This is a genomic window from Mycobacterium sp. (assembly GCF_046095365.1).
Classification (GTDB): Bacteria; Actinomycetota; Actinomycetes; order Mycobacteriales; family Mycobacteriaceae; genus Mycobacterium.
Genome location: NZ_JBJTJF010000052.1, coordinates 22892 through 32689, shown reverse-complemented (window position 1 = coordinate 32689; position 9798 = coordinate 22892). Strand labels below are relative to the sequence as shown.

General features: G+C 67.9%; 9 protein-coding genes. 3 read left to right on the top strand and 6 right to left on the bottom strand.

The features are described from left to right. Positions 1-79: 79 nt before the first annotated feature. Positions 80-904 (bottom strand): hypothetical protein, encoded by an 825-nt coding sequence (locus ACKOQ4_RS04010; RefSeq protein WP_526289051.1) that lies wholly within the window; start codon positions 902-904, stop codon positions 80-82. Positions 905-983: 79 nt separating this feature from the next. After that, positions 984-1601 (bottom strand): carbonic anhydrase, encoded by a 618-nt coding sequence (locus ACKOQ4_RS04005; protein WP_526289049.1) that lies wholly within the window; start codon positions 1599-1601, stop codon positions 984-986. Between ACKOQ4_RS04005 and ACKOQ4_RS04000 the strand changes: the two genes are divergently transcribed. Then, on the top strand, positions 1600-2643 hold the full coding sequence (locus tag ACKOQ4_RS04000; protein ID WP_526289047.1) for an iron-sulfur binding domain-containing protein: 1044 nt from the start codon (positions 1600-1602) through the stop codon (positions 2641-2643). The genes ACKOQ4_RS04005 and ACKOQ4_RS04000 overlap by 2 nt on opposite strands. On the opposite strand, the gene ACKOQ4_RS03995 is transcribed toward ACKOQ4_RS04000, so the two are convergent. Beyond that, positions 2606-3373 carry an alpha/beta fold hydrolase gene (locus tag ACKOQ4_RS03995; protein WP_526289045.1) on the bottom strand — a complete coding sequence of 256 codons (768 nt, stop codon included), beginning with the start codon at positions 3371-3373 and terminating at the stop codon, positions 2606-2608. The genes ACKOQ4_RS04000 and ACKOQ4_RS03995 overlap by 38 nt on opposite strands. 55 nt (positions 3374-3428) lie before the next feature. On the opposite strand from ACKOQ4_RS03995, the gene mhuD reads away from it, so the two are divergent. After that, positions 3429-3746, top strand: a complete 318-nt coding sequence (mhuD, locus tag ACKOQ4_RS03990; RefSeq protein ID WP_526289043.1) for a mycobilin-forming heme oxygenase MhuD — start codon at positions 3429-3431, stop codon at positions 3744-3746. Next, positions 3721-5070 (top strand): serine hydrolase, encoded by a 1350-nt coding sequence (locus tag ACKOQ4_RS03985; protein WP_526289041.1) that lies wholly within the window; start codon positions 3721-3723, stop codon positions 5068-5070. The genes mhuD and ACKOQ4_RS03985 overlap by 26 nt, the downstream gene beginning before the upstream one ends. An 18-nt stretch (positions 5071-5088) precedes the next feature. On the opposite strand, the gene clpC1 is transcribed toward ACKOQ4_RS03985, so the two are convergent. The 3 genes from clpC1 to lysS all read right to left on the bottom strand — a co-directional run bounded on the left by clpC1 (position 5089) and on the right by lysS (position 9786). Continuing rightward, positions 5089-7617 (bottom strand): ATP-dependent protease ATP-binding subunit ClpC, encoded by a 2529-nt coding sequence (gene clpC1 / locus ACKOQ4_RS03980; protein WP_526289039.1) that lies wholly within the window; start codon positions 7615-7617, stop codon positions 5089-5091. Positions 7618-7848: 231 nt separating this feature from the next. Then, positions 7849-8190 carry a histone-like nucleoid-structuring protein Lsr2 gene (gene lsr2 / locus ACKOQ4_RS03975; protein WP_526289059.1) on the bottom strand — a complete coding sequence of 114 codons (342 nt, stop codon included), beginning with the start codon at positions 8188-8190 and terminating at the stop codon, positions 7849-7851. Positions 8191-8295: 105 nt separating this feature from the next. Further along, a complete protein-coding gene (gene lysS / locus ACKOQ4_RS03970) occupies positions 8296-9786 on the bottom strand; it encodes a lysine--tRNA ligase (RefSeq protein WP_526289057.1) in 1491 nt (496 codons plus the stop codon). Positions 9787-9798 lie beyond the last annotated feature (12 nt).

The following is a 9798-nucleotide window of genomic DNA, read 5'->3' as shown; positions in this document are numbered from 1 at the left end:
CCTCCCGCCCCAGCGCCGGCCGGCTGACGCCCCGCCGCCGAGTTCGGTTGGGCAGCTGCCGAACTCGGGCGGCCGGTATCTAAAACCCGTCGGATTCGACCGCGTGCGGCCGACCTCCGCGGCCGTGGCCCGCAGGACTGGGGCCGGCCCGTCCCCGCGGCCCGGGCGCGGGACCGGTGGCCGGTTCGGGGGCTGGGGGAGCGGGCTCGGCCGGGGCGGCCGGCGGAGGCGGTGCGTCGGCCAGGGTGAACGGCACCGCCGCCGACCGGACGTTGCCCAACTGCACCACCAGGTTGTAGGTGCCGGGTCCGATCGGCTCGCGGGGCAGCGGGCACTGCGGCGCGGAGCCCATGCCGGTCCAGGTCACCTCGGTGGTCACCTGCTCCCCCGGGTTGAACGTCTTGACCAGGGTCTCGTTGGAGGGCGCGCAGTCGAGGTTGGACCACAGCCGCGTGTTGTCCAGCGAGTAGACGTAGGCGGCGAGCACCGCCGCGCCGACGTCGCGCTTGCACGCGACCAGTCCGATGTTGGTGACGACCATGGTGAACTTCGGCTGGTCGCCGATGACGTACTGAGGTGCGTTGGTCACACCCTTGATCGCAAGGTTGGAATCCGGGCAGTCGTCACCGGCCTGCAGTACCGGCGGGGGCGCGACCGCCGAGGTCGGGGTCGGCGTCGGCTCGGGGCCGGATTCGGCCGGCGGCACTACGGGAGTCTTGTTCTCCGGCTGGGGGATCTGCGTGGTCTCGGACTTCGCGGTGTCCCTCGACTTGGGCCCGCCGAAGAGTGCGAAACCGGCACCGACGACCAGGGCGATGGCCAGCAACGCGATGCCGAGGGCCAGGGCGCGGCGCCGCCAGTAGACCTGGGGCGGAAGCGGGCCATGCGGTTCGATATCCAGCACGTTCCCACGGTAAGCCGAGGTCACCGCGAGCCGTCCGACCCCGCCCGGCGTGTCGCCTTGTTTCGGTCGGCCGGATTGCCTACTCGCCGATCTCGCCGAGGTGCTCGCGCAGCACGATCAGCCCGTCGGCCAGTTGATAGGTCACCCCGACGATGGCCAGGTCGCCCTTTTCGATCCGATCGGCGATCGCGTTGGACCGGGCGAGCAACTGACTGCCGGTCTCGATCACGTGACGGGTCTCGAACTCGTCGACCCGGGTCAGCCCGTCGCGGCGGCCCAGCATGATCGACGGTGTCACCCGCTCGATCACATCGCGGACGAAACCGCCCGGAACCTCGCCCCCGTCCAACGCCGCGAGGGTGGCCTTGACCGCGCCGCAGCTGTCGTGACCGAGGACGACGATCAGCGGAACGTTGAGCACGCTGACGGCGTATTCGATGGACCCCAGCACGGCCGAGTCGATCACGTGACCGGCGGTGCGGACCACGAACATATCCCCGAGTCCCTGATCGAAGATGATCTCGGCGGCGACCCGGCTGTCCGCGCAGCCGAAGACGACCGCGATGGGCCGCTGCGAGACGGCCAGACCGGCCCGGTGTTCGATGCTCTGGCTGGGATGTTCGGGCTTGCCGGCGACGAACCTCTCGTTACCCTCCTTGAGTGCCGTCCACGCTTGCGCAGGGCTGGTGTCCACCATGGCCCGTATTCTGCCCTGCCGCCCAACCGGCCCGTCGATGAGCATCCCCGCCGTGGACCTACTGGGGTGGTACGGCCACGCCCGCCGGGACCTGCCTTGGCGGGCGTCCGGCGTTACCGCGTGGCAGATCCTGGTCAGTGAGTTCATGCTCCAGCAGACTCCGGTCGCGCGGGTCGCGCCGATCTGGGTCGACTGGGTGGACCGCTGGCCCACACCGTCGGCGACGGCCGAGGCCGGGGCCGCAGCAGTGCTGCGGGCGTGGGGGAAGCTGGGTTATCCGCGCCGGGCGAAGCGGCTGCACGAGTGCGCCACGGTGATCGCGGCCGAGCACGGCGACGTGGTGCCCGACGACGTGGAAACACTGCTCGGTCTTCCAGGTATCGGCGCCTACACCGCGCGGGCGATCGCCTGCTTCGCCTACGGCAAGCGGGTGCCGGTCGTAGACACCAATGTGAGAAGGGTGGTGGCGCGCGCCGTCCACGGCAGGGCCGATGCCGGAAATCCGTCGGCGGTGCGGGACAACGCGGAAGTGTCGGCCCTGCTGCCGGAGGACGACTCCGCGCCGGCCTTTTCGGCGGCGCTGATGGAACTCGGTGCGACGGTGTGCACCGCCCGTTCGCCGAAGTGCGGCATCTGCCCGCTTTCTCGCTGCGCCTGGCGGGAGTCGGGCTGGCCGGCCGGCGACGGTCCCGGTCGGCCGGTCCAGCGATATGCCGGCACCGACCGCCAGGTTCGCGGGAAGTTGCTCGACGTGCTTCGGGACAGCCGGGAACCGGTGGAGCGTGCGCGTCTGGATGTGGTCTGGCTGACCGATACCGCACAACGCGATCGAGCCCTCGACTCGCTCCTGGTGGACGGGTTGGGGGAACCTACCGCCGACGGCCGGGGCCCGCGGGCGGGCGCAGGCGCCCATGGGGGCCCGCCCAGGGGGTGGGGGAGCCGCGCCACCAACACCGAAGGCGACGATGCGCGGCCGCGGGGCGCGACGTTGCGCGTCCTTGGCGTCAAATCCCGGGCACGTCAGCCAGAAACCCCTCGATGACCTCACGGTAGCGGTCAGGCGCGTCGTCGTGGACCAGGTGGCCGGCGCCGGGAACCTTCACATAGGTGGCCCGCGCAGCCGCCGACTCGGCCATCTGGCGCATCTGACCCGGCGGTGTCACGGAGTCTCCGGCTTCGATCAACAGCACCGGCGCCTGCACCGCGTGCCACTGCCGCCAGAAATCGCGGGTGCCCCACTCCGCGGCGATGGCGATCCACCGCTCCGGCTCGCCGTGCAGACGCCATCCGGCCGGAGTGCGATCGAACGCCTCCAGGAAATAGCGGCCCGCAACGGGACCGAATTCGGCGAATACCGCTTCGGCCGAATCGAATTCGGCGGGAAGCGCATGCAGCCAAGGCTCCCAGGACCCGACGGTACGGCCGACGAAATCCGGCGCCATGTCCTCGACGACGAGTGCGCTGACCAGATCGGGACGTTCGGCGGCCAGACACCACGAATGCAGTGCTCCCATGGAATGCCCGATCAGAACCGCCGGCCCGCCGACTTGCTCGACGGCCGTGGTGAGTTCCGCGACGAACCGCTCGGTGCTGACCGAACCGTCGTCGGTCCCGCGGCCCCGGTGCCACGGCGCGTCATAGGTGTGGACCGCGCCGAGCCGTGCCAGCCAGGGCAGCTGCCGCGACCAGGTGCTGCCCCGGCCCATCAGGCCGTGCACGAGCACCACCGGGCGTCCCGCGCCGCCGCGGAGGGTCAGCGGTTGAGAGGTCACCGTCTCATCTTGCGCGGTGGCTCGGGCAGCGGAGGAGGGCGGTAGCCTAGGGCCTATGACCGTGGTCAAGATCAATGCAATCTCGGTGCCCCCCGGCGCCGGTCCGGAATTGGAGAAGCGGTTCGCCCACCGCGCCCACGCGGTCGACAACCAGCCCGGATTCCTCGGGTTCCAGCTGCTGCGCCCGACCAAGGGCGAGGATCGCTACTTCGTGGTCACCCAGTGGGAGTCCGAGGAGGCGTTCCAGGCCTGGGCCTCTGGCCCGGCGATCCAGGCCCACGCCGGTGAGCGGGCCAACCCTGTGTCCACCGGTGCCTCGCTGATGGAGTTCGAAGTCGTGATGGACGTTGCCAGGTCCGCCGGCACCCAGTAGGCCGCGTCGGCGCCTGCTGGCGATCGCCGCGGTCGTCGTGGCCTCCGGCACGGCCGTCAGTTGCGCGGCCCCTCCGGCCCCGGTCGCCAATGCCGGCACCCGGATCGGACTGAACACACCGCAGGGGGTCAGGGCCCAACAGGTGATGGACATGCTCAATTCCGATTGGCCCATCGGGACCCACAGCGTCAAGACACTGGCGACCCCCGAAGAGGTCGAGTCGGTCACCGCGAGCATGGACTCGCTGTGGTGGGACCGCCCCTACACGCTGACCGGGGTGGACATCGGTGCCGGTTCGGCCAAGCTGCATGTGATGAGCTCGTTCGGCGCACAGCAGGACATCGAGTTGCGCACCAATGATCAGACCATGGTCAGCCGGCTGTCGGTCGACACCCGCAAGCCGGCGATCAACTCCTGGCAGGATGTCGACACGGCACTGAGCCGGACCGGAGCCCGCTATTCGTGGCAGGTCTCCAAGATCAATGACGGGCGGTGCGCAAAGGTCGCGGGCACCAATACTGCCGAATCCCTGCCGCTCGCTTCGATTTTCAAGACATATGTTCTCTATGCGGTCGCCGACGCGGTACGTGCCGGGACGATTCGCTGGGACGACTTACTCACCATCACAGGCGAGGCGAAGAAGCTCGGATCGTCGGGGTTCGACAAGCTGGCCCCCGGCACCCGGATCACAGTCCGCCAGGCGGCGGGCAAGATGATCGCCACCAGTGACAACATGGCGACCGACCTGCTCATCGAGCGCCTTGGCACCCACGCCGTCGAGCGGGCTCTGATCGACGCCGGCCACCACGACCCGGCCAGCATGACGCCATTCCCGACCATGCGGGAGATCTTCGCGGTGGGTTGGGGCAACCCCGACGTCCGCGAGCAGTGGAAGTCGGCCGGCCCCGACGAACGAGCGGTCCTGCTTCACGAGGCCGATTCCCGGCCCTACGAGCCGGATCCGAAACGCACCCGATCGCCCGGTTCGGCCTTCGGGGCCGAGTGGTACGGCAGCGCCGAGGACATCTGCCGGGTGCACGCCGGACTGCAGCACAACGCGGTCGGCCCCGCCGCCCCGGTGCGCGACATCATGTCGGAGGTGGCCGGAATCGACCTCGACCGCGCCGAATGGCCCTACATCGGCGCCAAGGCCGGCAACCTGCCCGGCGACCTGACCTTCAGCTGGTACGCGGTCGACCGAACCGGTCAGGCCTGGGTGGTCAGCTTTCAACTCAACTGGCCGCGCTACCACAGCCCCAATGCCGGCGGCTGGGTGATGACGATCATCAAGGGCGTCTTCGCCATGCTGCCGCGCTACCGCTGAAACCCAGACGGGCCGGGCCTACTCGGTTGTCGTGGTCGTGGCTGTGGCCAGGTCAGCGGCGACGATCTCGCGCTTGGGCCCACCGATGAAGGTGAACTTCGCGTCCTCGCCGGCGCTCTCGCCGTCCCAGTTGTCCACGTCGATGGTTACCAGCTGACCCGGGCCGACCTCGTCGAAGAGGATCTTCTCCGAGAGTGCGTCTTCGATCTCGCGCTGGATGGTCCGGCGCAGCGGCCGCGCACCCAGAACCGGGTCGAAGCCGCGCTTGGCCAGCAGCGCCTTGGCGCGGTCGGTCAGCTCCATGTCCATGTCCTTGGACTTCAGCTGCTTGGCAACCCGGCCCACCATCAGGTCGACCATCTGGATGATCTCGTCGCGAGTCAACTGGTGGAAGACGATGATGTCGTCGATGCGGTTGAGGAACTCGGGCCGGAAGTGCTTCTTGAGTTCGTCGTTGACCTTCTGCTTCATCCGCTCGTAGTTGTTCTCGCCGCCACCGGAGGTGAAGCCCAGGCCGACGGCCTTGGAGATGTCGGAGGTGCCGAGGTTGGAGGTGAAGATCAGCACCGTGTTCTTGAAGTCCACGGTGCGGCCCTGCCCGTCCGTCAGGCGCCCGTCCTCGAGAACCTGCAGCAGGGTGTTGTAGATCTCCTGGTGAGCCTTTTCGAACTCGTCGAAGAGCACCACCGAGAACGGCTTGCGGCGCACCTTCTCGGTGAGCTGGCCGCCCTCCTCGTATCCGACGTACCCCGGCGGGGCGCCGAACAGACGCGACGCGGTGAAGCGGTCGTGGAACTCGCCCATGTCGATCTGGATGAGCGCGTCGTCGTCGCCGAACAGGAACTCCGCGAGCGCCTTCGACAACTCGGTCTTACCGACACCGGACGGGCCGGCGAAGATGAACGAACCGGACGGACGCTTGGGATCCTTCAGGCCGGCGCGGGTGCGGCGGATCGCCTTGGAGACCGCCTTGACGGCGTCGGACTGCCCGATGATCCGCTTATGCAGCTCGTCCTCCATGCGCAGCAGGCGGGTGGTCTCCTCCTCGGTCAGCTTGAACACCGGGATTCCGGTCCAGTTGCCCAGCACCTCGGCGATCTGCTCGTCATCGACCTCCGACACCACGTCCAGATCGCCTGAACGCCACTGCTTCTCGCGCTCGGCGCGCTGAGCGACGAGCTGCTTCTCGCGGTCGCGCAGCGACGCGGCCTTCTCGAAGTCCTGCGCGTCGATCGCCGACTCCTTCTCCCGGCGGGCGTCGGCGATCTTCTCGTCGAACTCGCGCAGGTCCGGCGGAGCGGTCATCCGGCGGATCCGCATCCGGGCGCCGGCCTCGTCGATGAGGTCGATCGCCTTGTCAGGCAGGAAGCGGTCGTTGATGTAGCGGTCGGCCAGGGTGGCCGCGGCCACCAGAGCGGCATCGGTGATCGACACCCGGTGGTGCGCCTCGTAGCGGTCGCGCAGACCCTTGAGAATCTCGATGGTGTGCGCCACCGTCGGCTCTCCCACCTGTACCGGCTGGAATCGACGCTCCAGCGCGGCGTCCTTCTCGATGTACTTGCGGTACTCGTCGAGCGTGGTGGCCCCGAGGGTCTGCAACTCGCCGCGGGCCAGCTTCGGCTTGAGGATCGAGGCGGCGTCGATGGCACCCTCGGCGGCACCCGCACCGACGAGGGTGTGCAACTCGTCGATGAACAGGATGATGTCACCGCGGGTGTTGATCTCCTTGAGCACCTTCTTCAGGCGCTCTTCGAAGTCGCCGCGATAACGGCTGCCGGCAACCAGCGAACCGAGGTCGAGGGTGTAGAGCTGCTTGTCCTTCAGCGTCTCGGGCACCTCGCCGTTGACAATCGCCTGGGCCAGGCCCTCCACCACGGCGGTCTTGCCGACGCCGGGCTCACCGATCAGCACCGGGTTGTTCTTGGTGCGCCGGCTCAGCACCTGCATCACCCGCTCGATCTCCTTCTCCCTGCCGATGACCGGGTCGAGCTTGCCCTCCATGGCGGCGGCGGTGAGGTTGCGGCCGAACTGGTCGAGCACCAGCGAGGTCGACGGGCTGCCGGATTCGCCACCGCGGCCGCCGGTGCCGGCTTCGGCGGCTTCCTTGCCCTGGTAGCCGCTGAGCAGCTGGATGACCTGCTGGCGCACCCGGGTCAGTTCGGCGCCCAGCTTGACCAGCACCTGTGCGGCCACGCCCTCACCCTCGCGGATCAGGCCCAGCAGGATGTGCTCGGTACCGATGTAGTTGTGGCCCAGTTGCAGCGCCTCGCGCAGGCTCAGTTCGAGCACCTTCTTCGCGCGCGGGGTGAACGGGATGTGCCCGGACGGCGCCTGCTGGCCCTGGCCGATGATCTCCTCGACCTGGGAGCGCACCCCCTCCAGCGAGATACCGAGGGACTCCAGCGACTTGGCCGCCACGCCCTCGCCCTCGTGGATCAGACCCAGCAGGATGTGCTCGGTGCCGATGTAGTTGTGGTTGAGCATCCGGGCTTCTTCCTGAGCCAGGACGACCACCCGCCGCGCACGATCGGTGAATCTCTCGAACATCGCCTGCTACCTGCTTCCATCACCTGGTGCCGGGATAGTCGCCGGACACCTGAATGACCACTCTAGTGGGCGTTGCGCAGGGGTGCTCTCCCCTGCCTGCCGACCCGACCGTCAGCGCGGACACAGCAGTGCAACGCCGCGGGAGGCGGATTCGTTTCCCGTTACTGCGGCCAGGCCCTTCGCGGGGAGCGAAACAACGGTGACGAGAGGGTGACGGATGCTCCGGTCGCCTCAGGTGGCGGCGTGGAAAGCCTCGATGATCTCGGCCGGGATCCGTCCGCGGGTGGACACCTTGTGGCCGTTGCGGCGGGCCCATTCCCGGATCGCCGCACTCTGCTCGCGGTCAATCGAACCGCGACCGCCCCGACCGGACCCCGAACGCCCGCGGCGCCGGCCCCCGACCCGGCGGCCGGCATCGATCCAGTGCTTGAAATCGTCCCGTATTTTCTTCGCGTTCTTGGCCGACAGGTCGATCTCATAACTCACGCCGTCAATGGAGAATTCGACAGTCTCGTCGGCTGGACCTTCACCGTCGAAATCGTCGACGAGGGTGACGGTTACTTTTTTGGCCATACCTTTTAGGTCCTTCTGTGGAAAGTCTCGGCGCTGACGCTCGCCCCTGACCAATAATGTGCCACACAAATCCGGGAAAGGACAAGAATTAACTAATCGGCGAGTTCAGTTACCGTGGCGGCGGACAATCGGGAACAAAACCGTCTCCCTAATTGACAAGCCGGTGAGCACCATAAGGAGCCTGTCGATTCCCATTCCGGTTCCGGTCGTGGGTGGCATGGCATATTCCATGGCAGCCAGGAAATCCTCGTCGAGCGCCATGGCCTCGTCGTCCCCGGCGGCCGCTGCCCGGGCCTGGGCGGCGAACCGCTCCCGCTGGGTCACCGGGTCGACCAACTCGGAATAACCGGTGGCAAGCTCGATTCCTCGCACGTAAAGGTCCCATTTCTCGGTAACCCCCGCGATGCTGCGGTGCTCGCGGGTCAGCGGCGTCGTCTCGACCGGGAAGTCCTTGACGAAAGTCGGCGCCCATAAAGCACCGCCGACGCAGTGCTCCCACAATTCTTCGACGATCTTTCCGTGGCCGTATCCGCGGTCCCGGGGAATCTCCACCCCCAGACGGTCGGCAATGCCGAGCAGATATTCCGCCGAAATCCCGGGAGTGATTTCCTCGCCGAGGGCTTCGGATAAGGAGGGATACATTTGAACCGACGGCCATTCACCGTCGAGGTCATAGATGGAGCCGTCCGGTAGTTCGACCCGCCTTGTGCCCAGCGCCTCGTCTGCGACCTCCTGAATGAGCTCGCGAGTCATGAGCGCGGAATCGTCGTAGGTGCCCCACGCCTCATAGGTCTCCAGCATGGCGAATTCGGGGGAATGGGTGGAATCCGCCCCCTCATTGCGGAACACGCGATTGAGTTCGAAAACCTTTTCCAGACCACCCACCACACAGCGCTTGAGGAACAGTTCCGGGGCGATTCGCAGGTACAGGTCGGCATCGAGGGCATTGGAATGGGTGACGAACGGCCGCGCCGCGGCGCCCCCGGCCAGGGTCTGCAGCATCGGCGTCTCCACCTCGAGGAATCCGCGGCGTTCCAGGGCGTTGCGCACGGCTCGAACGACGGCGATTCGCTGGCGGGCGACGGTGCGGGCCTGGGGGCGCACGATCAGGTCGACGTAGCGCTGCCGGACGCGCGCCTCCTCGCTCATCTCCCGGTGCGCCACCGGCAGCGGCCGCAAGGCCTTGGCGGCCATCTGCCAGGAGTCGGCCTGCACCGACAACTCCCCGCGGCGGGAGCTGATCACCTCGCCGTGGACGAAAACGATGTCACCGAGATCGACGTCGGTCTTCCAGGCCTCCAGCGCCTCCTCACCGACGCCGGCCAGGCTGATCATGGCCTGCAGCTGGGTGCCGTCGCCCTCCTGCAGGGTGGCGAAGCAGAGCTTTCCGGAATTGCGGGAGAACACCACCCGGCCGGTCACCCCCACCACCTCACCCGTGCCGGTGTCGGCCGCGAGGTCGGGGTGGGCGGCGCGGATCTCGGCGAGAGTGTGCGTGCGCGGGACCTCGACCGGGTAGGCCTGCCGGCCCTCGTCGAGCAGGCGCTGCCGCTTGCCCTGCCGAATCCGGAACTGCTCGGGGACGTCGGCATCGATTGCGTCGGCATC